We start from the raw sequence: 24,069 nt of genomic DNA, 5'->3' as shown, positions 1-24,069 counted from the left end.
AGATAGCCTCCTTTCCCGTTTTTTCTATTTCTTTTTAAGAACCCCGAAATGAAATTTTGAAGTTTTTCTTATGGATACTTCAAAATTATATTTATCGAATCTCGAGCTTCGAAAATGATCTTTTAATAGAACTCGTTCTTTCGCAACCCTTAAAGCCTCGTCTATTAATTTGTTCGATATATCTTCATAAACGGCAAATCTGCTCAGTGCTTTAATCCCATCGGATTCCAGGATCCGCTCTTCAAACATCGGATCAAAATAGACGATATCATAGCTACTATCGGGAAGTGTCTCTAGGAAATGAAGCGAACGGCCGCCAATGACTTCAATTTTTCTCATAGCTTGATTCATTTCCGAAATACCAGACTCCCAAGATTGCAGACCATTTTTCACTAAGTAAGCTAAATATTGGTTTCCCTCTATCCCTGTAACACGACCTTCAGCCGCGGTGACAAAGCTGGCAACAATGCTATCTGAGGCTAGCCCTAAAGTGCAATCAAGAATGGTTTTTCCCTTGGATAAATTAGCCGCTTCAATAAATGGATCGCGTTCACCATTTATTAACCTTTTCACTCTGAACATCGCCGAATTGGGATGAAAGAAGAATGGCTCTTTTTCTCCTATCGGGTAGAGCTCCAGTCTTTCTTTGCCGACGACGATACAATCATCTTTTTTAAGCTCCTGAATAGCTAAGACAGAACGTTTTTTTCTTTCTATATATTCAATGCTTAATTCTTCCGATATTTTTAACGCTCGCTCAATCATTTCTTCGTTTGTTCGGCCAGCTGTAGTAATGATCATTGAATTCACCTTTATCTTAGAAAAGCGCAAGCGCCTTCGGAACATTTAAAGGACAATTGTTCCTGCGAGGATTATTCGCAGAAGCTTTCCTTTGTGCTCACCCCCGACAAGCACAAGACGGTCCTCACGGAAAGGTGTTCTTTACCTTTCTGGGAGGAACGGCTTGTGACCTCGAGGTCGACAAAACCGCGACGTCCTGTCGCATTGTCGACACTAGTACGTCCTGTACGTCGGGGGTAGGCGCTGGAGCTAGACATTTAAAAAAGAAAGGACGTCATCTGACATCCTATTCCCTCTCTTATTAACAATTTTCTTCAAAAGCAGTGATAAGATTTTCCATGATTGCTTCCATTGAATGATCTTCAATGTCATGACGGTGAATAAAATGAACTACCTCTTTGCCTTTTAAAATAGCCATAGATGGCGACGATGGCTCTAAGCCTTCAAAGTATTCCCGCATTTTGGCAGTAGCTTCTTTTTCCTGACCCGCAAATACGGTTACTAAGTGATCTGGTTTCTTTTCACTTCGCATAATTGCCTGAGTTGCAGCAGGACGGGCAAGTCCAGCAGCACAGCCACAAACAGAATTTACTACTACAAGTGTAGTTCCTTCAACATTCTCGATAAATTGCTCTACCTCTTCAGGTGTTAATAATTCTTTAAATCCAGCTTGAACAAGTTCTTGTCTCATTGGTTTAACCATTTGTTTCATATATTCTTCATATGCCATAGACATCTTTATCACTTCTCCTATTCTTCTTGTTGTATGCAGTTAGCATACTATAGTTTATGCTCATTTCAAAAGAGGGTAAAATTATTTCTTTCTTGCTTCCGTCATTTGCTTCCAAACTGATCCTTTTGCTTCTTCTCCAAGCTCGATTCTTTCAATCGCCAGTTTAATTTGCATACTTACTTCAAATTCTGGATCATCTTCAGCCGCTTTGAGAGCAGGAAGAGCAGTTTCATCTCCTTCTTCATACAGAAACATGGCTGCACGCCAGCGAACAAGCTTGCTGCTATCCTTTAATGCATTCATCATTTCCTGCATAGCTTCTTGAAATCCCAAATCTGACAAACAGTCACCAGCTGTTCTTCTTACCGTAACCGTTTTGTCCTTCAGTGCTTTATAAAGAAGCGGAAGTACTTTCTTATCCTCTATCATTCCTAAATAAACTGTGGCTAATCTTCTAATAGATGCCTTTTCATCCTGAAGTGCAATCTCTAAGACTGGTAAATCATTTAAGGTTGGATCATCCATTTGTTCTAGCATTTGATAGCGAACGCGCCAATCAGGATTGTCAAGATCAGCAAGAGTCACCTTTAAACGTTGGCGTGCTTGCTTTTGAGTGCTCAGTTCAGGATTTTTCGCCTGTTCCACAAGGAGCTTTAATCGGGTGTCAGGGTAAGCTGCCAATAATTCCTCAACAACTTCCTTCCCTACCTGATCAAAATCACCATAGCGAACACCTGACTCCACCCATTTCCTGGCCAATACAACATTATCATCTTTTGACTGTGCATCGGATAGTGCATTCATAAAGATCTCCGGCAGTCCGAAGCGCCGCTCTTCTGTTCCGTCTGTCAGCTTGACCTGCATCGGAATATCTTTAAATTTTTGAATAGATACTTTTATTTCACCGAAGTGGTCGTTCACTTTTGTACCATGATCATTTTCAGCTTCAGCCTCTTCACCAAATGCGAGTCTTACTTTTGGCAAAATATCCTTCCAATCAAATTTTGCATTTCTTTCAACCGCTAAAAAGTCAGCAACATGATAGACACCTTTTATCCCTTCAATCGCAAGAATATCTTGAATTACCTTAGGTGCCCCTTCACTATTTTCTATTTTATAATTATTGCTTTTCCCCATTGGGAGCTCTTCATTTAGGATAACCTTCATCGTATTAGGACTTGGTGTTGGTTCAATCGCCTTTATATTCACAGCCATTCCACCTTTTTTACTGAATTCACCTTGTTTTCTATTGCCATTTTAACATATTACAATCAGCGCATCACATTTCGTGCTTTTTAACTATCGGTGTTTTGCAAAGTTTGTTGTTTGATAATGAAAACTGGACCGTTCCTTTCCGCTACGGGCACTTGCTTTCCGTGGGGAGGAAGTCAAGCCTCCTCGACGTTCCGTCTGTGGGGTCTTGACTTTTCCTCTATCACCCACAGGAGTCAAGCACCCTTCGCTCCATTCCACTCTGCGTCTCCAATGTTGTTAAAAGCAACAATCCTTTAGAAAACAGCCTAACTAATTAAAGAAAAAACAAGCCTGGCTAAAAGCACAGGCTTATTTCTCGGCAAGTTCGGATAAGTAGCTCCATCTTTCGATTAAATGTTCAAGCTCTCCATTTAACTTGGCCTCTTCTTCCATTAGCGCACGGGCTTTTTCAAAATCACTGCCGGTGTCGGCCATTTCAGCAGCAATCTCCTCTAAGCGGGCTTCAACTGAAGCAATATGATCTTCAATTCCATCCCATTCTCTTTGTTCGTTATAGCTCAATTTTTTCTTTTTAGGCTTTTCCCGTTCTTTTTCAACCGAGGGAGCAGGTTTCGCTTGAGGTGCTGGTTTCTCTATTTCTTTTTCAAGGAATTCAGTATAGTTTCCATAAAAAGTGTTAATTTCTCCATGGCCCTTCACAACGAGCAGCTGATCGGCAACCTTATCTAAGAAGTAGCGGTCATGGGATACTGTAATCACAACACCTGGAAAATCTTCTAGATAGTCTTCCAATACAGTTAAGGTTTGGGTATCCAGATTATTCGTCGGCTCATCCAATAGAAGAACATTTGGCTCTGACATTAATATTTTCAGCAGATAAAGTCTCCGTTTTTCTCCACCGGACAGCTTTCGAATAGGAGTTCCATGTGAATAGGAAGGAAATAAAAATCTCTCAAGCATTTGTGCTGCGGAAATCGTTTTTCCATCTGACGTTTCAACAACCTGCGCCGTTTCCTTTAAATATTCTATCATTCGCTTATTCTCATCCATATCTTCACTTTCCTGTGTGTAATAAGCGATTTTTACAGTTTGTCCAATGATTCTTTCACCAGAATCAAGCGGGATTTTTCCAGCTAATATATTGAGTAATGTCGATTTCCCTGTTCCATTATTCCCAATGATACCAATTCTATCACCAGGTTTAACGAGCAAATCAAAAGAATTTAATATGACATCATTGCCAAATCTCTTAGAAGCAGACTTTAACTCAAAAGCCTGTTTTCCTAATCTGCTTCCGCTTAATGACATATCCAGTTTTTCCGAGCTTTTGACAGATGCAAGCTGATTATCAAGCGTTTCAAAACGTTGAATCCGGGCTTTCTGTTTCGTTGTTCTTGCCTTTGCTCCTCTTCTTATCCATTCAAGCTCTCTTCGAAATAAGTTCTTTTTCTTCTCGATCGTCGCTTCTTCATTTTCTTCACGAATTGCTTTGGCTTCTAAAAATGCAGCATAGTTTCCTTTATAGCTGTATAACTTTCCGCCTTCTAGCTCAAACATTCTATTTGTCACCCGATCTAGGAAATAACGGTCATGCGTAACAAGAAGGAGTGCACCCTGATAGCGTCCCAAATAATCTTCCAGCCATTTTACAGATTCATAGTCAAGATGATTTGTCGGCTCGTCAAGGATGAGCAAATCAGGAGATTGAATTAAGCTTTGGGCAAGTGCCACCCTTTTCTTCTGGCCTCCTGAAAGCTGGGCTATTTTTTTATCAAAATCATCAATCCCAAGCTTAGTTAGAATCGATTTCGCATTCGTAGAGGCTTCCCAAGCGTTTAATGCATCCATCTTCTTTTGCTGTTCGAATAGCTTATCTTGAATAGCCTGATTATGAGGGTCTGACCTTAAATCTATTAAAGTTTGCTCATATTCCCTAAGCAAGACTAGGACCGGTGCATCTCCAGCAAATACTTGACTCAGTATAGTGAGATTAGGGTCTAAAGCAGGCTCCTGAGCAGAATAAGAAATGGAATAATCTTTTGGAGTGATCATTTCACCTGAATCCGGAATGTCCAATCCAGCCACGATTTTTAGCAAAGAGGATTTCCCAGTCCCGTTCACACCAATTAAGCCTACTCTATCTTTTTCCGCAATTGTAAAGGATATGGCGTTAAATAACTCTTTCTCTCCATATGTTTTCGTAACATTTTCAATTGAAATCATTTTCATTTTTGACCATTCCATTCATTAAAAAATTCTTCTAAATAATTTTCCATTAATCCATGGCGCTTTTCTGCCATTTCCTTCGCTGTTTCGGTATTTAACAAGTCTTTCAGCTTCAATAGCTTTTCATAAAAATGATGAATGGATGATGATTTTCCTTTACGGTATTCTTCTTCCGTCATCTTGTCTCTTACTCCAACCTCTGGAGAATATATAGGCTGTCCTTTCTTTCCTCCAAAAGCAAAGGCTCTCGCAATTCCAATCGCACCGATAGCATCCAGCCGATCTGCATCTTGAACAATCATTGCTTCTATACTATTTAAGACTGATTTCTTACCGCCTTTAAAGGAAATTGAGCCGATAATATCAATGACTTCATCACGTACATGCTGTTCTAGCTCTATAGTATCAAGAAAATCAAATAATTTTCTCTCTCCTTCTTCCTTTGAAGCATTTAATTTTTCATCTGGAACGTCATGAAGCAATGCAGCTAATTCAATTATATAGCTGTCCCCTTTGTTTTCCTTTTCACAAATATATAAAGCATTTCTGCGAACTCTTTCAATATGATACCAATCATGACCTGTACAATCATTTCCAAGAAGATTTCGTACAAAGTCTTCCGCCTTTTGTATAACATCATGCATATAGCTCTCCACCTTCTTTTATCACTAGAACCATTTTAACATGAAGGCAAAGGTTTTAAAAAAAATCACGTACCTCTTTATAACATCCATATGCGATTTTTTTAATATTTAACGGTTAAAATATAAAAAAATAACTATTTTGTTAAAAACCAAGTAAAATGGTATGGATAATATGATATTAATCTGTTAATATAATAAAAACGTATAGTTCAAAAAGAGAATGTAGGTGAGACTGTGAAGGTCGTTAATAATATTGCAGAATTAATCGGAGATACCCCACTAGTCAGATTAAACAGACTTCCATCGAAAGACGGAGCTGAAGTGTATGTAAAGCTTGAATACTTTAATCCAAGCAGGAGCGTAAAGGATCGGGCTGCTTATAATATGATTGTTGAAGCAGAAAACTCAGGTCAGCTTAAAAAAGGCGCAACAATCATTGAACCTACTTCTGGGAATACAGGAATCGGACTTGCCATGAACGCAGCTGCCCGTGGATATCGCTCAATCATTGTAATGCCTGATTCCTCAACTGCAGAAAGAATAAATATCCTAAGGACCTACGGTGCTGAAGTCGTTCTTACTCCAAGTGATGAGAAAATGCCTGGTGCTATTAAGAAGGCTCTTGAAATAGCCTCCTCTATTCCTAATAGCTTTGTTCCTATGCAATTTGAAAATGAAGCTAATCCTAATATCCATCGTAAGACAACAGCTGTTGAAATTATTCAGGCTATGGAGGAAAACCGCAAAAAATTGGCTGCCTTTGTAGGAACTTCTGGAACTGGAGGAACAATCACAGGAACTGGTGAGGAATTAAAGAAATATGACCCATCTATAACTGTACATGTTGTAGAACCGGCAGGATCACCAGTGCTCTCAGGGGGAAAGCCCGGCAAGCATAAACTCGTTGGCACAAGCCCTGGATTTATCCCTTCAATTTTAAATACATCTGTTTATGACGAAATTTTTCAAATTAATGATGAAGAGGCATATGAAACAGTGAGAAAGCTTGCTTCATTAGAAGGAATTCTGCTCGGGCCTTCGGGTGGAGCCTCAGTTTTTTCAGCGTTAAAGGTTGCAGAAAGATTAAGCCCTTCAGAAGCCGTTGTTTGTATAGCACCGGATACGGGGGAACGATATTTATCAAGTGACCTATTTCATTACGAATAACAGGATGTAGTACACATCCTGTTTACTTTCTATATTAAAACCAAGTATTTTTATATGAATAGTTTATAATATAAACCACGATTTGGGGTGAACATATGTATTTATCAATTGATGGAATTGAAAAAAGCTTCATTAATGAAAGAAATAATAGAATTCAAGTTTTAGATGATATTTCTTTAAACATTGATAAAGGCAGCTTTGTTTCGATCGTAGGGCCGTCTGGCTGCGGAAAGTCGACAATGCTGTATTTAATCGCCGGTCTGGAAAAGGCAGATAAAGGTGAAATCAAAATTGACGGGAAAAAGGTAACTCAGCCTGGTCCAGATAGAGTTGTAGTCTTCCAAGAGGCAGGCTTATTTCCATGGCTAACAGTACTTGAAAATGTAACATATGGGCTCCTGTTAAAAAAGATCCCGAAAAAACAAGCACAAGCAAAAGCTCTTGAAGTACTAAAAATGGTTCATTTGAGCCGGTATACAAATTCATATCCCCATCAGCTTTCAGGAGGAATGAAGCAAAGGGTTGCCATTGCCCGTGCACTAGTCATGGAACCAGACATTTTACTAATGGATGAGCCATTTTCTGCACTTGATGAGCAAACAAGAATGGTCCTACATAAAGAGTTGCTTGAGATCTGGCGAAAAACAAAAGTGACAATTCTATTTATCACGCACAATATTAGAGAAGCTGTATTGTTATCAGAAAAAGTAATTGTTTTTGCCACTCGTCCAGGAAAAATAAAAGACATTATTAGTGTCCAAACATCAAAAGATGGTTTCATGCCTGATAGTGTTACACTGCATGCCGAGCAAAAAATTCTATCAATACTACAGGAAGAGATTGAGAAAGTACTGAAGGAGGAAATGGGTGATGACTACAGCTTTAAGGCGGATCGGCTTCATCATGATCATAGCGGTGATTTGGGAAGTCACATCTAGATTTTCAGGGCTTCCTGAATTTATGTTTCCCCCGTTATCACAAATCTTAAAAACATTTGTTACCGGGATTATAAATGTGCAAATTACTGCTGCCATTGGGGTAAGCTTGGGCAGAATATTAATTGGTTTTTCCATCGCCATCATTTTAGGAACAATTATGGGTTACTTAATATGGAAGTTCAAATTCGTTGAAGATACACTCGGTTTCTTAGTCACTGCACTGCAATCTATTCCAAGTATCGTTTGGTTTCCGCTTGCGATAATTTGGTTCGGGCTTAATAATTTTGCTATTCTGTTTATTGTGACAATCGGAGCAACATGGACAATGACAGTCAGTGCAACTAGTGGATTTAAAAATGTTCCAAAGCTTTATCAGCGTGTTGCCTGGACCTTTGGGTCAACTGGTTTCCATTTTGTTCGAACAGTCATTATGCCTGCGTCAATTCCTCAGCTTTTGTCAGGACTCCGAATCGCCTGGGCTTTTTCGTGGAGAGCTTTAATGGCAGGAGAACTGCTTGGTGCAGGCGGTGGACTAGGCAAGCTGCTGGAAACCGGAAGATCTCTAGGACAGATGGACCTCGTTATTTCTGTCATGATCGTAATTGCTATTATCGGAACAATTATGGATAATGTCGTTTTTGTCCGGTTAGAACGCTCAATCGAAACAAAATGGGGAACGAATAAATAATTTTATTATATGAATAAAGGAGAATATTAGATGTTTAAAAATGTAAAATTAGTTTTGGCAGCATTATTGATCATTGGATTGTTAGGTGCTTGTGGTCAGGGTGAAAAAACGGAGCAAAAAGCAGGAAGCCAAAATGTTAAAATTGGCTACTTTCCAAACTTAACACATATTGCAACGATCGTTGCTCTTGAAAAGAATTACTTCACAGAAGCATTTGGAAAAGATGTAAAAATAGAAACGAAGACTTTCAGCAATGGCGGATTATTTATGGAAGCAATGGCGACTAAATCCATTGATGTTGGAACAGTTGGTCCAGGTCCTTTGCTAAATTTTTATGTTAAGAATCCAAAATTCCATATCATTTCAGGTGCAGTCAATGGAGGTGCAGTATTAGTCGCAAATGAAGGCAGCGGGATTGAAAAGCTTGAGGATTTAGATGGCAAAAGAGTAGCCATTCCCGTTATCGGCAGCACGCAAGATGTGATGTTAAGAAAAGCACTGAAGGATGTTAACTTGAATGCTACAACGAACGGCGGGACAGTTGAACTATTTGCAGCTGCTCCAGCAGATACGGCAACTCTTTTCGTTCAAAAATCTGTTGATGCAGCAGCTACTCAAGAACCATGGGGCTATTTCTTAGAAACACAAGCTAATGGCAAGCTTTTGCTTGATTGGGATCAATTTGCTTGGGGCAAGGAATCTACTAATACAGTTGTTGCTGCAACTGATGAATTTTTGAACAATAAAAAGCTCGTCCAAGCATACTTAACAGCGCATAAAAAAGCGGTAGCTTACATTCAGGAACATCCTGAAGAAGCACAGGACTTAGTGATCAAACATATTAAAGGTTTAACAGGTAAAGAAATTAGCAAAGAAGAAACTGCAGCGGCATTTAAAAGGCTGCAAGTGACAACAGATGTGAATGAACAAGTTATTCAAGAAATGGCCGATATTAGTAAAGAGGCTGGGTATATTCCAAGCAATGATATTAAAGGGTTGATCAATCTAACTTTCTTACAAAATTTAGGTAAATAAATATTAAACTGCAAAAAGCTGTCCATAATCGGACAGCTTTTTCACATTTCAACCATTAATCTAGCCCATTAAACCAGCTTATGCCTAGTGTATTTTCTCCTGCATGGACACCAATGGCTGCTCCAAGAGGATAGGATTGAAAATCTATTTCCGGAAATTCGATTTTCAGTTCTTCCTTCCATTGAAGTGCTTCGGTTTCGTGAAACCCATACAATAAATAGGCTTCCTTAATAGCATTCTTTTCATGAGCTTGTTTAAGAAGCTTAATAATTTTATCCTTCGCTTTTCTTTCACTTCTAACCTTTTCCTTTGCGTTAAGTGCACCATCCTCAATTGCTATTATAGGAATGACATTCAGCATGCTTCCGAGAAAAAATTGCAGGCCAGACATTCTTCCGCTTCGGTGGAGCTGTTCTAGACTCCCAATTAATACATACGTTTCATTCGTTCCTCGAAGTTCTTCCAGCTTAGCCTTAATCTCTTCAATCCCATTGCCAGACTGAGCTAATTCAATCCCCTTTTTAACAATCCTGGTTAACGGGTAGGTCAGTATTTTTGAGTCAATTGTGATTACTTTTGTATCAACTAACTGGGCAGCCTGTTCACTTGAAGAAGCCGTTCCACTCAGCTTACCCGATATATGAACTGAGAAAATGACATCATAGGTCTCCCCTAGTTTTTCGTATAAATCTTTAAAAGCTCCAATGGAAGGCTGAGATGTTTTTGGAGGAGTTTTAAGTGTTTTTAATCGTCCATATAGTTGGGCTGGCGTTAAATCTACCTCTAAATATTCCTCCTCGTCCAATAATATAGTGATTGGGATCGTGTATACATCAGGATGATTAATAAGCTGCTCTTCCAAGAAAGCAGTGCTATCTGTTACCCATGCTATTTTCGTCAAAATAATTCCCCCTTTTAATTATTTCTTTATTCTCTATTTATGTATAAATGAAGGACAGTCAGAATGCCTACCTTCATCCTTTTATCAAGGCAAAAATGGTTTTATTTTCGGAAAAACCTTTGTGGCTGTATGAAAGAAAACATCCTGATGAAATTCTTCCGGTATCAAGTTTTTAATGAAATCAATATACGGAAGAACTGGTACTAATGGCCAATCTGTTCCAAACAGCAATTTATCATAGGAATCCGCAAAAACTAACGCATGTCTCAAATGATTTAAAAATCTTCCTTCACTGTGGCGTTTCAATTCTTTTTCTGTTCCTACAATTAAACCAGATAAATCTGCATAGACATTTGAGTTTTTATAGATAAGTTCAGCCCCTGTTAATGTCCAAGGATCACCAAAATGAGCCATCATGAACTTAACATTACGATGCTTGACTGCTACTTCATCAATCGTTAATGGATGGGCATACTTTAGCAATCCTCTCTCGGAATAAGTATCCCCCGTATGGAAAACTACAGGTAAGCTATACTTTTCTGCTAGCCGATATACTGGCTCATATACTTCATCATATGCATAAAACGGGTAATATCCTAAATAAATTTTCATGCCTACGACATTAGGCTTTTGAATTTCATCCTCTAATCTAACTAGAGCATTCTCTCCTAAGTCATATGGGTTTATCCCTGGGCAATAAACTATTTGACTTGGAATCGAATTAGCCAAATCAAGTCCCATGGGTGTTTCTGAATACTGATCCGGAAACCCCATATTTGAAGTTTCAGTCACACCCATGGCAATGCTTAAAACAACATTGGCTTCATTATATTCTTTTTCGAACCCGTTATATGAATAATCGACAAATGAGAGCTCATTGGCAGTTTGATGAAATGATCTAATATTTGAAAAATGTATATGTGCATCAATAATTTTCATATTTTCTCCTTTTATTTCTGAGAATTCTATTAAGCGAAGATTTGTGGATAAGCTTTGGTCATATCCATGTCAAAGAAAAATTTCATTTTAATTATTATTTGCCTTCTGCTCATAGTTTACTTGAAATCTTTCTCTATTCATATACCCACTAATCATTCAGCTTTAATATAGACTCAAAAAAGCCCTGCCCTTTAAATGGCAGAGCAAATAATATAGAGACACTTATATTATTCTTCTTAACTTTTCTAAGCTATCTAACATATAATCAATCATTTCAATCAAATCTGTCATCTGATCTTCATATACCAATCGATTAAAGCTAATTGTTATGTCATTTCTTATCATTTTTTCGGTTATGAGCGGATTCTTACTAACTGCTTGATCTATTGCCCGATCCTGTCCCCAAATATCTTCAAGTCTCTTTTCAATTTTTTGATAAATACTCTGTTCATCTGGGTGCTTTAGTGAAAATTTTATTAAGACTTTGCAGCCAGACAGCCGCTCTGACTGTACTGCTTGCAGGAGCTCAGCTGCGAGATTTTCAAGCCCTGCCTCCATAATAATTGAGCAATTACACAGATCATGATTTTTCCTATCATTAGTAAATGTAATCTCATACTTTCGGGAAAGTTTGGCTGAATTAATGATATCATTACGGTCAAGGATAAAGATGTCTCCTGATAAATCAAGATCGTAGAGTGCTCCCTCGATCACAACCTTCATATTTTCAAACGCTGTTGGATCAAACATTGATTCACCTATTAGAATAAGCCGATTGCGTTACCGTTTTCATCAACGTCCATTTTAAGAGCTGCAGGCTGCTTTGGCAAACCTGGCATTGTCATAACGTCTCCGGTAAGTGCCACAATGAAGCCTGCACCAATAGATGGTTTTAATTCTCTGATCGTAACCGAGAATCCTGTTGGACGGCCAAGTTTTGATGGATCATCTGATAAAGAATATTGAGTTTTTGCCATACAAATTGGCAGACTTCCCCAGCCAAAGCTTTCGAAATCCTGTAATTGTTTTTTCGCTTTTGATGAAAATTCAACTTTGCCAGCACCATATACTTTTTGGGCAATAGTAAGAATTTTATTTTCTAGTGTGTCGGATAAGTCATATAATGGATGGAAGTTAGACTCTTGCTTTTCGATTACTTCTAGCACCTTGCTAGCAAGATCAACTCCGCCAGCACCGCCTTTTTCCCATACTTCAGTTAATGAAACTGGAATATTAGCTTGTGAGCAAAGGTCCATTAATGTCTGTACTTCACTTTCAGTGTCAGTAATAAATTTATTTACTGCTACTACAAATGGCAATCCAAAGCTTTCAATCGTTTCAATATGCTTCTTTAAGTTTGCAAAGCCTTTAGTTAATGCTTGTACATTTTCTTGTGCCAAATCTGTTTTTGGTACACCGCCGTGCATTTTCAATGCTCTAATGGTTGCAACAATAACAACAGCTTCCGGCTTTATTCCGGCGCTGCGGGATTTAATATGAAGGAATTTCTCAGCTCCTAAATCCGCACCAAATCCGCCTTCTGTTACGACGTAATCACCTAATTTAGCAGCTGCCTTCGTAGCAATTACACTATTGCAGCCATGTGCAATATTTGCAAACGGTCCACCATGAATAAAGGCAGGTGTATGCTCGATCGTTTGGACAAGGTTAGGTTTAACCGCTTCCTTAAGAAGCATCGTTAATGCACCTTGAACACCTAGATCAGCAACGGTTACCGGCTGTTTGCCGTAATTATAGGCAATAACCATACGGCCTAGTCTTTCCTTCAGATTTTGTAAATCTGTAGAAAGGCATAAAACAGCCATAATTTCTGATGCTACAGTAATATCAAAACCATCTTCACGCGGAACACCTTGTACCGGACCACCTAAGCCGATTACTACTTTTCTAAGTGCACGGTCATTCATATCGAGAGCACGTTTCCACACGATTCTTCGAGGATCAATGCCCAGCTCATTTCCTTGCTGAAGATGATTATCAATAAATGCGGCTAGTGCATTATTAGCCGTCGTAATAGCATGAAGGTCACCCGTAAAGTGGAGATTAATATCTTCCATTGGCAATACTTGAGAGTATCCTCCCCCAGTAGCTCCGCCTTTTACCCCCATTGTTGGCCCTAATGAAGGCTCACGCATTGCTATGATCGCTTTCTTCCCAACCTTAGTGAGAGCATCTCCAAGTCCAACTGTCACAGTCGACTTTCCTTCCCCGGCAGGAGTTGGGTTAATAGAAGTAACGAGGATAATCTTTCCGCTTTTATTTGTTTCAAGCTTCTTAAGCGCCTCTGTTGATAATTTAGCTTTATATTTACCAAAAAGTTCAAGATCGTCTTCATGAAGACCGATTTTTTCTGCAATTTCTGTTATTGGTTTCATTGGTGATTGTTGAGCGATTTCAATGTCGGATTTTACAACTGGTTTCACATTCATTTTTTATCCCCCTAAGCACTCCAATAATGTAAACGTTTACTACCCCATCATTGTAACATTTTTTTATTTTTTAGTAGAGTGTGAATAATGAAGAATTATTTTTTCACTCTTAATAATGATTGCTACATAGGTTTTTCATTATTATAATAGATTTTAATTGAATTTTCTAACAAGGGGATGATCACTTGCCTATTAAGATTCCAAAGCTCCTTCCTGCAAGAGAAATATTAGAAGAAGAAAATATATTTATAATGGATGATGATCGTGCATTAACGCAGGATATTCGACCTTTAAATATTCTCATCTTAAATTTAATGCCTGAAAAGGAAAAAACAGAAACTCAAATTTTACGACTATTAGGAAATACGCCACTGCAAGTGAATATTTCTTTTCTTCGTACAGCTACTCATGAATCCAAAAACACAAGTCCAAGACATCTTGAGCAATTTTATACAACCTTTTCAGAAGTAAAGCATCGCAAATTTGATGGCATGATAATAACGGGAGCCCCGATTGAATTGCTGCCATTTGAGAAGGTCGATTACTGGGAAGAGTTGTCTGAAATTATGGATTGGACAAAAAGGAACGTAACATCTACTCTTCATATTTGCTGGGGGGCCCAAGCAGCATTATTTCATCATTTCGGCATTCAAAAATACGAGCTTTCATGTAAATGCTCAGGAGTATACACACATGAAATCAACGACCGTTCTGAAAAGCTGCTTAGAGGATTTGATGATGCCTTTCTAGCTCCTCATTCTCGATATACGGATGTTTTTATTGAAGAGATTAAGAAAAACCCTACATTAAAGCTACTGTCTTCATCAGAAGAGGCGGGTCCTTTCATTTTAAGTGCGAACGATGGGAAGCAAATTATGGTCACCGGGCATTTTGAATACGAGGCAGATACATTAGCTGAGGAATATCGAAGGGATGTACAAAAAGGACTGGATATTCATGTTCCAGAACATTATTTTCCTAATGATGACCCATCCAAGCAGCCTCTAAACAGATGGCGTTCCCATGCCCATCTATTATTTTCAAACTGGCTGAATTATTATGTATACCAAGAAACTCCGTATGAGTGGAACTAGAGTTAAAAAGCCCCGGTCACAGCCGGAGCTTTTTAATTTATGATTGCTGTGAAAAATATACCTCTTCAAATGGCTGGACTACAACAAAACCATTTCCAGAGAACTTCATTTGAATGGATTCGCCGCTTCCTCTGCCAAGAAAGGTTTTAAAGGATATATCCGTCACAAATTCCGGCTGTAATGTTCCTGACCAGGCGACAGTCGCATTCGGGTCAGTAAACACTGGACTATCAGGAGTCACTATCAAAGTTAATGGCTCATAATGTGATGTTATTGCAACCATCCCGGTACCTTCTAGTCGGACATTGAATAATCCGCCAGATAACATACCGGCTATTCTTCTCATTAATTTAATGTCCCAGCTAATGGATGGTTCAAATGCAAGTAAATCATTGCCATTAACAAAAATTGAATCACCTTGAAGATTTAGAATAGAGATTTTCTTCCCTTGATCGGCTAAATATAGTTTTCCATTACCGGTTGCTTTCATTAATGATGTACCTTCACCTGTTAGTGCTTTTTTGAACATTTTTCCAATTCCATGTTCTAAAATGCCCTCACGCTCGAATTTAATTTTTCCACGATAAGAAATCATAGCCCCAGCTTTTGCCCATATTTGATTAGCCAGGTTAATTTCTAATATTCTCTGGGTTTCCAGTTCAAATAAACCTTCTCCTTTATCCTGCTGCTGTGTTGATTGTACAAAATCTCCTATTGAATAACGGCTCAATTGAAATCCCCCTTTTTATTATTTTTCATCATAAACACCCATATAAATGAAAGAGATTGTCTTAATTCTAATGACAATGCCCCTTTAGGCAGCCCATCTGTCCCTCGTTTATACACACCAAAATCGTCAATTTTCTTCCATTGATTTTCTACAGCGAGTTTTTCAAATTCCCATGGCATCATTGTATTGCAGATTACCTTTTCACCATATAGTCTTAGATAGCTATTTACCCGCGGAGCAGCTGTTGGCCCGAGAATGCCAATGCATGCAAATCCTCCACGCTTAACGACTCTTTGCATTTCATTTAATACCTTCAACGGAGCCTCTGTCCATTCTAATGAGTTGATGGCTATAACAGCGTCAAAGCTATCATCAGGAAAGGGAAGATTAAGTATATCCCCCTTAATAAATTGGTCGCTATTATTGACTGACTTTGCTCTTGCAATCATTTCCTCTGAAACATCAATTCCTGTTACTTTATAGCCCGCATCTGAAAGCTTTAGTGACCCAAAGCCATCTCCACATCCAAGATCACAAACAGAACTGCCCTCAGGAACGAACTGGGCAAAAAAAGGCACAATGTCTTTTCTGCTCCCATTTTCCCACATTTCTTTACTTTTCGAACTCCAGCTGCTGGATTTTTCGTCCCATTGTTTTTCAGCTTCCTTGCTCCAATCAAACATTTCCTTCCCTCACCTTCACCTAAAAAAATGAAATCTGACTCTTCATTATTATTTCTCTATTACAAATTGGAATCCTTTGTTTAAAAAAGTGAAAACTGAGAAAAAATGAAAATAGTTTAAAAGGAGTGATAATTATGTTTGAAGAACAGCTTGTTGCTGTCCATCGAAACTATTTGGGGGAAATTATCAGTTTTAAAACATCTGCCGGCAGAATTATTTCCTATCAGAAAGCATTACTAGAGGCTGAAGAAGGAATGATTACTGGAGTAAATATTGAAGAAAGTCTTGATGGGCAGTCTGTCGTCTTAGTTCCCGAAACTGCCACATCCTTTAATGAATGGCCAAATATGTATTAAAGGACCTATGTAAAAATCAGGTCCTTTCATTGTTCTTGTTCTAATTCTTCTCGAATTTCTGTTTGTTCGTCCTGTACGAGATTTTGCTCTTTTAATTCTTTTTCCTTTTTGAGCTGCTGCTCTTGTTGCAATTCTTGTTCTTCATTCTTAATTTGGACCTCTTTTAATTCTTCAACTCTTTTGGAATCCTCTTCGAAATATTGAACGAGATCTCCAATTCTGTCAATGGCATCCCAGCTTAAGTGATGTTCGATACCTTCAACATCGTGATATATATTTTCTTCCTTAACCCCAATTGTACGAAGCAGCTGTTCAAGCAAATCATGCCTGTAGACAAGTCTTTTTCCTATTTTATTTCCTTTGGGGGTTAAAATGAGACCTCTGTATTTTTCATAAACTAGATATTCGTCTTTATCAAGCTTTTGAACCATTTTCGTTACAGAGGAGGGGTGTACCGAAAGGGCTTCTGCAATATCTGAGACACGAGCATAGCCTTTCTGGTTAATTAATATATATATTTGTTCAATATAATCTTCCATACTAGGTGTTGGCATTTAATACCCTCCAATATGAACTTGCCTTACATCTATTTCCTTTAAATACAATATTACATTATATGAAAATTACCATTAAAAGTACCTATATTAAAACCCATACTTCTAGTTACTATATATTAATGTCATAAGGCCTCTTTGAAGTTTACTACATTCATCATAGAGAGACAAGGCATTCACAGACTTATTATTTACTATTGATTAGAAAACAAGAATTTTACTCGCTGTTCTGTAGGCTCCCATTGGAGTTTTGCTGTAAATAATTTGTCCTTGCTTTTAAAACCATCCACTAATTCTGTTACACCGTCATTTAATAGTTGCTTTAACAATTTCTGGGTAATGGCCTTGCCCATTATTTTCTTCGAAATCGTAAAAGGACATTTTTGTTTACTATAGTTTGAACAGCCATAAAATTTCCCCTTATCGATTACTTTGCCATCACATAATTTGCATTTCCCAATTGTGACTGTTCTTTTTTGTGTAGATTTCCCAGGGGTAAATCCATCCCTGTCTTCCTCTTTAAATTCCCATCCTTTAGCGTGTTCTACTGTTGCATCAATTAAATGCTTGACCATTTTACTTGTTTGATCCATAAATTGTCGCGGTGAGGCTTCTCCATTTGATATATCCTTTAGGCGCTGCTCCCATTTTGCTGTCATTTCCGGAGAAGCGAGAATTTCTGAGCCGATGGCTTCAATTAATATATTTGCTTTTGGTGTTGCATATACTACATTTTTATTGATGTCTATATAATTTCGATCCTTCAGCATTGTAATGATGCCCGCTCGTGTAGCCTCCGTACCAAGGCCTTCAGTTTTCATTAATATTTTTTCAAGTTCTTTATCCTCTATATGCTTGCCAGCTGTTTTCATTAGAGTAATAAGCTGCCCTTCCGTATATCGTTTCGGAGGCTGGGTTTTACTTTCCTTCACTTCTACCTTTTTTACAGCTCCCTGTTCCCCTTGCTGCAGTGGTGGAAGCTCCGGTTCATTATCTTTTTCAAATGATGGAATTACTTTTCTCCACCCTTCTTCAAGCTGGACTTTTCCCTTGGACTGAAACTCGGCTCTTCCATCAACAATAGTTTTGACAGTCGTATATTCAGTTACAGCTTTATCATAGTGGGCTGCTATTAGGCTTCTAACAATTAAGTCATACAGTATTTTTTCATCAGGTGTAAGCTTATCCATTCTTGGAACCTGCTCAGTTGGAATAATAGCATAGTGATCGGTTACTTTCTTGTCATTGACATATCTTTTATTATCAATAAGGGAAGTAACAGGCAACGGAAACATCTCGTGATAATCACTAAAATTCTCAAGCTTTTTTAGAATATCCGGGAAAAGCTCTGCTTCACCTTTTGTTACATGCCTGGAATCAGAACGAGGGTATGAGACAATCCCTCTTTGATAGAGCTTTTGCAGGACATCCAATGTTTTTTTGGGCGGAAACTTGAAACGGCTGTTGGCATCTGCCTGCAAGCTTGATAAATTATATAAAAGCGGAGGAAGAAATTCCTTTTTTTCTGCTTGAACTTTATGCACCTCTGCTTGCTTTCCTTGACAAAAAGCTGAAATTTTTTCTGCCAGATCTATTGTTTTTATTCGCGTTTCTCCTTCTTTAATCCATTTACCTGAATAGGTCTTTCCATTTATATTAAATTTTGCTTGAACCTCCCAAAATGGCTCTGAAACAAAATTTTCTATTTCTTTTTCTCTTTTTACAATTAAAGCAAGAGTCGGGGTTTGGACTCTGCCAACGGAAAATACATCAGAGAAGCCTTGCTGCTGAAGTAAAAGACTGTACAGCCTTGATGCGTTCATCCCGACAAGCCAATCGGCACATGCCCTTGTGTAAGCTTCATAATACAGGTTCCTAGTATCTGTTTCATCTAGCAAGGAGAGAAATCCGTCTTTAATAGCTTTTGGTGTTAATGAAGAAATCCAAAGGCGCTTCATAGGCAATTTTGATTTAGTCAAGCGAAGAATGTTGCGGATAATTAACTCTCCCTCTCTCCCTGCATCCCCTGCATGAATCACTTCTGTCAGGGATGGGTTGGATAGAAGACTTTTTATTATTTGAAACTGTTTTGCTTTATCTTTAGTTACTTCATATTGGAATTGTTCTGGTATGATCGGCAGAGTTGACAGTGACCATTTCTTCCACGCTGATTGATATTTCTCAGGTGCAGAAAGCTGGCAAAGATGACCGACAGCCCAAGTAACATATGCTCCTTTAGGAAAGACATCGTTAGGCAAAATTTCGATATAGCCTTGATGTTTCTTTATTTTAAAGACAGAAGCTAATGTTGATCCTTGATCAGGTTTTTCTGCAATAATGAGTTTCGTCATTAAATCACACTTCCAGTTTTTAAAAATACAATTAAGCTATACCTTAATGATACTTAATAGATTAGTAAATAACCAGTAAAAGCTAAATTTGCGAAAATTAAAAGAGCTAATCAGATTCATGACTGATTAGCTCGATCATTTTTTATTGATTCCCTTTTTTAACCCATTCTGCTACAGTCACTGTCCGTTTTGCCTGATGTTTTACGGCAGCTTCAACATCTTCTACTATTTTCCCTTCTTGGTTAACTGTTACACTTGTCCCATATGGGTTTCCTCCTGCGGCATATGCACTTTGATCTGTAAAGCCAGGAGCAGCAATTATTGCACCCCAGTGAAACATGGATGTATAAAGAGATAAAATAGTCGCTTCTTGACCCCCATTTGGATTTTGTGCAGAGCTCATGGCACTTACTACCTTATTTGTCAGCTTTCCATGGAACCAGAGACCGCCCGTAGTATCTAAAAATGCCTGTAATTGCGATGGCTTGCTTCCGAAGCGTGTAGGAGCACTGAAAATAATGGCATCAGCCCATTCTAGATCAGCAAGCGTTACTTCAGGAACATCCTTTGTAGCTTCATAATGTGCTTTCCATGCTGGAGTTGATTCAATTGCAGCTAATGGAGCTGTTTCAGGTACCTTTAATACTTTAACTTCAGCGCCAACTTCCTTTGCACCTTCATCTGCCCATCTTGCCAGCTGGTAGTTCGTCCCTCCGGAGCTGTAATAAATTACTGCTAATTTTACATTCGTCATAGCTATTCCTCCTAAAATGATTATGCAGCGATATTTATGAATCTCATTTTTTCCGCCTACCATATTGTTTCTTCTTAACTGAATTTTTATGAATTTTTTCAGGAGTATTTACCTACATTTTCATTTTGGATAAATAAGATGAGCAATCAACAAGTATGATTAAAACAAAAAGCCCTTCTTGAATAGAAGAGCTTTGAATCAGTTCGAATTTAGACTTTTGTAGTGGATTTTTTTTGAAATAAGTCCTTTGGTTGGAGAAAAAACAAAGACGAGAGCAAAAATAATGCCGTTCATCGTTGCCATACTCCCGGATATAGATACGTCCAGCCAGCTTGCGCCATAATACCCAATTACCGCAGCTGTTACCCCCAATATTGCACTTAAGATAAGCATAATACTTAATCGATCCGTTAATAAATAGGCAGATGCTCCAGGTGCAATGAGCATAGCTACAACTAATATAGCACCTACACTATCAAAAGAGGCAACCGTTGTGATCGAAACCATACCCATTAGAAGATAATGGATAATCATGACCGGGATGCCTATTGCTGCTGCCATGCTTGAGTCGAACGATGTAATTTTAAATTCCTTATAAAATAATAGGATCAAAACAACATCAATAACAAGGACAATTGATAACATTAAAAATGCTTTCGGCAGTTCTGGCAATGGCCCCCATTTGACTAGATCCCATGGGACAAATGTAATCTCACCCATTAACGCATGATCAACATCTAAATGGACATCTCCTGCAAAAAGAGTTATTAATATGACCCCGACTGCGAATAGAAATGTGAATACGACACCTATAGAAGCATCTTCCTGAATGCCTGAACTATGAAAGGTCTGCACAAGGAATGCGGTTAATAAACCAACTATCGCAGCTCCAATTAACATATAAAGCCCGTTCATACTCTGGCTAATAATAAATGCAAGAACAATCCCAAGCAAAACAGTATGGCTAATTGCATCTGCAAGCATAGCCAGTTTACGCAAAATTAGAAAACAACCGGTTATCCCACAGGAAATCCCAGCCAAGGAAGCCACTAGCAAAATCCACCCTTCATAAGTCATGAGACCCCACTTCCTTTTTGCTGCTGTAGGATCTGCTGCTCCCTAATTTGTTTATCTCGCAATGTTCTTTTTACCCATTTAGTAACCAAACCTCTTTGTGGAGCAAATAACATTGAAACTAAAAACAATGCGGTAGCAGTGACAACAATAAATGGTCCTGTAGCTAATCCTTCTCTTAAAGTACTGATCAATGTACCTGTCATTCCAGAGACGGCTCCGAAAACACCTGAAATCATAACCATTTTTCCAAGTGATTCAGTCCAATAACGAGCTGCAATGGATGGTGTTATTAATAAAGCCGCCATCAAAATTACTCCTACAGCCTGAATACCGACAACAACTACTGCCACAAGCAGTGTCAGAAACAGTAAATTAAGAAAGCCGGATGGGAGCCCTAATCCTTTCGCAAATTCAGGATCAAATGTGAGTACCTTTAATTCTTTAAAGAGCAGTGCCGTTGCTAAAATTAAGACAACTGCAGTACCCGCCATTAGCTTCACGTCACTTCCAACAAGTGATGCTGCCTTCCCAAAAATAAAATCATTTAGCCCGCTTTTATTTCCGGTTGGAGATTGCGCTATTTTCGTTAACAGGACGATGCCAAACCCAAAAAACACGGATAGAACTAAACAAATGGCGGCATCCTCTTTTAATATTGAACTGGACGTAATAAATTGGATACAATATGCTGCAAGAAGGCCTGTTATCGTCGCTCCTATTAATAGTGCAATAAGCGATTTTTCTCCAATGATTAAAAAAGCAATACAAATGCCAGGTAATGCAGCATGTGCAACTGCATCTCCTATTAGGCTTTGTTTTCTCAATAAGGCAATGCTCCCTAAAACGCCGCTTGCTATGCCTAAAAGCATTGTTCCAAGTATAACCCATTGTGTATTTGCATCCATCATCATAAGTTTAAAACTATCAATCATATGATTTCCCTCATTTCTTTTCCACTGCCAATTTGTCTTTCTCCAAAAAAGCAAGCTTCCCGCCATAAGTTTTATGAAGGTTATCTATCGTAAAGGTTTCATCTGTTGGTCCTGCAGCTACGGTCCTAACATTTAATAGAATCACATAATCAAAATAGTCTCTCACAGTCTGTAAATCATGGTGAACAACCAGCACCGTTTTCCCTTGGCTTTTTAACTCATTCAATAATTCTATAATGGCTCTTTCCGTAGCTGCGTCTACCCCAACAAACGGTTCATCCATGAAATATACTTTAGCATCCTGTGCAAGAGCTCTTGCTAGAAAAACTCTTTGCTGCTGACCGCCGGATAGTTGACTGATTTGTCTGTCCTCGAATGCCTCCATACCAACCTTTCGAAGACATTCCCTTGCATATTCAACATCTTTCTTACTTGGCCTTTTAAACCAGCCAATATGGCCATATCGGCCCATTAAAACAACATCAAGTGCATTTGTAGGAAAGTCCCAGTCAACAGATCCACGTTGCGGAACATAGCCTACAATCTTGTCTTTTGGACTGTAGGACTTCCCGTATATTTTCACATCACCGGTTGCTTTCGGAATTAGTCCTAAAATTGCTTTAATTAAAGTGGATTTTCCTGCTCCATTAGGCCCAATTATTCCAATTAGCTTTCCTTCAGGCACCTCAAAACGAACATCTGATAAAACCGGTTTCTTTTGATATGCAACCGTTAAGTTTTCGACTTTAACCGGATTCACTATTCTCACCTACTTCAATGAATTTACAATCGTATTTACATTATGTTTATACATTCCAATATAGGTACCTTCCTCAGTGCCTTCCTCACCCATCGCGTCAGAGAAAAGCTCTCCGCCAATTTTTACGTCATGCCCTTTTTTCTTTGCACCTTCGATAACAGCATTTATAGAGCGTTCAGAAATACTAGATTCAATAAAAACGGCCTTAATATTTCTAGTAACCAATAAATCGACTATTTTTTGAACATCGCCAAGTCCGTACTCCGAGTCTGTACTTAAGCCTTGAAGACCTTCAACTTCCATCCCATATGCCGCCCCAAAATATCCAAACGCATCATGAGCTGTCACAAGGACTCTTTGCTCAACAGGAATCTTACTCATTTCTTCGGTTGCATAATCATTTAACTCTTTTAGTTTATTAAAATATTCATTTGCATTTTTTTTGTAGTAATCTTTATTATTCGGGTCTGCTTGTATTAAGCCAGTTTCAACTTCCTTTAAAGCCGTAGACCAAATATCAATATCAAACCAGATATGTGGATCAATTGCCGTTTTGTCATCTGCTTTTGATCGCAAATCATTATTCTTAATCGATTCTCCAATCGCATAGGTCGGCTTTTCCTTATTCATTTTTTCTAGTACATCGAGCATTTTCCCCTCAAGGTGGAGGCCATTATAAAAAATTACATCTGCTTTTTGCAATTTTGCAATATCTCCTTGTGTTGCTTTATATAGGTGAGGATCTGTACCAGCTCCCATCAAGCTAAGCACCTCTACCTTATCCCCTCCGATATTTTTTACAGCATCTGCTATTTGACCGATTGTTGTCGTGACTACGAGCTTATCACTGGTATTTTCACTTTGAGTTGTATTATCTGAACATGCTCCTAAAATGAATACCGTGAAAGCAGCCAAAATTGATACGAATAATTTCTTCATAATACCTCTCCTCTAATATTTTTTCCTTTTATGAGTGTATGCACATTTCTTACTAATAGTGCAAACTTTTTTACTACCTCATTTGTTTTTCATCCATTTATA

At 38.4% G+C, this 24,069-nt stretch carries 23 protein-coding genes and 1 pseudogene; 6 read left to right on the top strand and 18 right to left on the bottom strand.

Going from position 1 to position 24,069, the window contains the following annotated elements; translation table 11 throughout:
* Nucleotides 1-24: 24 nt before the first annotated feature.
* From H0173_RS12235 to H0173_RS12215, 5 genes are all read right to left on the bottom strand, one after another.
* On the bottom strand, nt 25-801 hold the full coding sequence (locus H0173_RS12235) for a class I SAM-dependent methyltransferase (RefSeq protein WP_221846799.1): 777 nt from the start codon (nt 799-801) through the stop codon (nt 25-27).
* 301 nt (nt 802-1,102) lie between these two features.
* Nucleotides 1,103-1,537, bottom strand: coding sequence for a BrxA/BrxB family bacilliredoxin (locus tag H0173_RS12230; protein ID WP_221846798.1), 435 nt, complete (start codon nt 1,535-1,537; stop codon nt 1,103-1,105).
* A 78-nt stretch (nt 1,538-1,615) separates the two neighbouring features.
* Nucleotides 1,616-2,743 (bottom strand): conserved virulence factor C family protein, encoded by a 1,128-nt coding sequence (locus H0173_RS12225; protein WP_221846797.1) that lies wholly within the window; start codon nt 2,741-2,743, stop codon nt 1,616-1,618.
* 354 nt (nt 2,744-3,097) lie between these two features.
* Entirely contained in the window at nt 3,098-4,978 is a 1,881-nt protein-coding gene (locus H0173_RS12220) for an ABC-F family ATP-binding cassette domain-containing protein (protein WP_221846796.1), read from the bottom strand.
* Nucleotides 4,975-5,619, bottom strand: coding sequence for an HD domain-containing protein (locus tag H0173_RS12215; protein ID WP_221846795.1), 645 nt, complete (start codon nt 5,617-5,619; stop codon nt 4,975-4,977). The genes H0173_RS12220 and H0173_RS12215 overlap by 4 nt, the downstream gene beginning before the upstream one ends.
* A gap of 234 nt (nt 5,620-5,853) precedes the next feature.
* Here H0173_RS12215 and cysK point away from each other — a divergent pair, with 234 nt between their 5' ends.
* The 4 genes from cysK (at nt 5,854) to H0173_RS12195 (ending at nt 9,447) form a co-directional block, all read left to right on the top strand.
* Nucleotides 5,854-6,786: a cysteine synthase A gene (gene cysK, locus H0173_RS12210; RefSeq protein WP_221846794.1), complete on the top strand. Its 933-nt coding sequence runs from the start codon at nt 5,854-5,856 to the stop codon at nt 6,784-6,786.
* A 95-nt stretch (nt 6,787-6,881) separates the two neighbouring features.
* The gene (locus H0173_RS12205) at nt 6,882-7,724 is read left to right on the top strand and encodes an ABC transporter ATP-binding protein (protein ID WP_221846793.1); all 843 of its coding nucleotides are present in this window, start codon (nt 6,882-6,884) and stop codon (nt 7,722-7,724) included.
* Complete coding sequence (locus H0173_RS12200; protein WP_221846792.1) at nt 7,657-8,412, top strand: ABC transporter permease; 756 nt, start codon at nt 7,657-7,659, stop codon at nt 8,410-8,412. The genes H0173_RS12205 and H0173_RS12200 overlap by 68 nt, the downstream gene beginning before the upstream one ends.
* Nucleotides 8,413-8,442: 30 nt before the next feature.
* Nucleotides 8,443-9,447, top strand: a complete 1,005-nt coding sequence (locus H0173_RS12195; RefSeq protein ID WP_221846791.1) for an aliphatic sulfonate ABC transporter substrate-binding protein — start codon at nt 8,443-8,445, stop codon at nt 9,445-9,447.
* 55 nt (nt 9,448-9,502) lie between these two features.
* Here H0173_RS12195 and H0173_RS12190 read toward each other — a convergent pair whose 3' ends face one another.
* The 4 genes from H0173_RS12190 to H0173_RS12175 form a co-directional block, all read right to left on the bottom strand.
* Nucleotides 9,503-10,348 (bottom strand): DegV family protein, encoded by an 846-nt coding sequence (locus tag H0173_RS12190; protein ID WP_221846790.1) that lies wholly within the window; start codon nt 10,346-10,348, stop codon nt 9,503-9,505.
* Nucleotides 10,349-10,432: 84 nt separating this feature from the next.
* Nucleotides 10,433-11,287: an amidohydrolase family protein gene (locus tag H0173_RS12185; RefSeq protein ID WP_221846789.1), complete on the bottom strand. Its 855-nt coding sequence runs from the start codon at nt 11,285-11,287 to the stop codon at nt 10,433-10,435.
* Nucleotides 11,288-11,509: 222 nt separating this feature from the next.
* Entirely contained in the window at nt 11,510-12,037 is a 528-nt protein-coding gene (locus tag H0173_RS12180) for a hypothetical protein (protein WP_221846788.1), read from the bottom strand.
* Nucleotides 12,038-12,048: 11 nt separating this feature from the next.
* Nucleotides 12,049-13,737 carry a formate--tetrahydrofolate ligase gene (locus tag H0173_RS12175; protein ID WP_221846787.1) on the bottom strand — a complete coding sequence of 563 codons (1,689 nt, stop codon included), beginning with the start codon at nt 13,735-13,737 and terminating at the stop codon, nt 12,049-12,051.
* A 185-nt stretch (nt 13,738-13,922) separates the two neighbouring features.
* Here H0173_RS12175 and metA point away from each other — a divergent pair, with 185 nt between their 5' ends.
* The gene (gene metA / locus H0173_RS12170; protein WP_221846786.1) at nt 13,923-14,831 is read left to right on the top strand and encodes a homoserine O-acetyltransferase MetA; all 909 of its coding nucleotides are present in this window, start codon (nt 13,923-13,925) and stop codon (nt 14,829-14,831) included.
* A 37-nt stretch (nt 14,832-14,868) separates the two neighbouring features.
* Here metA and H0173_RS12165 read toward each other — a convergent pair whose 3' ends face one another.
* On the bottom strand, nt 14,869-15,561 hold the full coding sequence (locus H0173_RS12165; RefSeq protein WP_221846785.1) for an AIM24 family protein: 693 nt from the start codon (nt 15,559-15,561) through the stop codon (nt 14,869-14,871).
* Nucleotides 15,558-16,244, bottom strand: coding sequence for a class I SAM-dependent methyltransferase (locus H0173_RS12160; RefSeq protein WP_221846784.1), 687 nt, complete (start codon nt 16,242-16,244; stop codon nt 15,558-15,560). The genes H0173_RS12165 and H0173_RS12160 overlap by 4 nt, the downstream gene beginning before the upstream one ends.
* Nucleotides 16,245-16,378: 134 nt before the next feature.
* Here H0173_RS12160 and H0173_RS12155 point away from each other — a divergent pair, with 134 nt between their 5' ends.
* The gene (locus tag H0173_RS12155) at nt 16,379-16,600 is read left to right on the top strand and encodes a DUF3892 domain-containing protein (protein ID WP_221846783.1); all 222 of its coding nucleotides are present in this window, start codon (nt 16,379-16,381) and stop codon (nt 16,598-16,600) included.
* 140 nt (nt 16,601-16,740) lie between these two features.
* Here the strand turns inward: H0173_RS12155 and mntR are convergent.
* The 7 genes and pseudogenes from mntR to H0173_RS12120 all read right to left on the bottom strand — a co-directional run.
* Nucleotides 16,741-17,154 (bottom strand): annotated as a pseudogene (gene mntR, locus H0173_RS12150) (transcriptional regulator MntR); the annotation flags it as partial.
* 194 nt (nt 17,155-17,348) lie between these two features.
* Nucleotides 17,349-19,505, bottom strand: coding sequence for a DNA topoisomerase III (locus H0173_RS12145; protein ID WP_221846781.1), 2,157 nt, complete (start codon nt 19,503-19,505; stop codon nt 17,349-17,351).
* Nucleotides 19,506-19,647: 142 nt separating this feature from the next.
* Nucleotides 19,648-20,259 carry an NAD(P)H:quinone oxidoreductase gene (wrbA, locus tag H0173_RS12140; protein ID WP_221846780.1) on the bottom strand — a complete coding sequence of 204 codons (612 nt, stop codon included), beginning with the start codon at nt 20,257-20,259 and terminating at the stop codon, nt 19,648-19,650.
* Nucleotides 20,260-20,457: 198 nt separating this feature from the next.
* Complete coding sequence (locus H0173_RS12135; RefSeq protein WP_221846779.1) at nt 20,458-21,336, bottom strand: metal ABC transporter permease; 879 nt, start codon at nt 21,334-21,336, stop codon at nt 20,458-20,460.
* Nucleotides 21,333-22,268, bottom strand: a complete 936-nt coding sequence (locus tag H0173_RS12130) for a metal ABC transporter permease (protein ID WP_260631151.1) — start codon at nt 22,266-22,268, stop codon at nt 21,333-21,335. The genes H0173_RS12135 and H0173_RS12130 overlap by 4 nt, the downstream gene beginning before the upstream one ends.
* A 10-nt stretch (nt 22,269-22,278) precedes the next feature.
* The gene (locus H0173_RS12125) at nt 22,279-23,028 is read right to left on the bottom strand and encodes a metal ABC transporter ATP-binding protein (protein ID WP_221846778.1); all 750 of its coding nucleotides are present in this window, start codon (nt 23,026-23,028) and stop codon (nt 22,279-22,281) included.
* Nucleotides 23,029-23,037: 9 nt separating this feature from the next.
* Nucleotides 23,038-23,967, bottom strand: a complete 930-nt coding sequence (locus H0173_RS12120; RefSeq protein ID WP_221846777.1) for a metal ABC transporter solute-binding protein, Zn/Mn family — start codon at nt 23,965-23,967, stop codon at nt 23,038-23,040.
* Nucleotides 23,968-24,069: the final 102 nt, after the last annotated feature.

It is taken from the genome of Bacillus sp. S/N-304-OC-R1 (genome assembly GCF_019749375.1).
GTDB lineage: Bacteria > Bacillota > Bacilli > Bacillales > Cytobacillaceae > Cytobacillus.
Note: the sequence above shows the minus strand (reverse complement) of the source record. Positions and strands in the feature narration are given on the sequence as shown.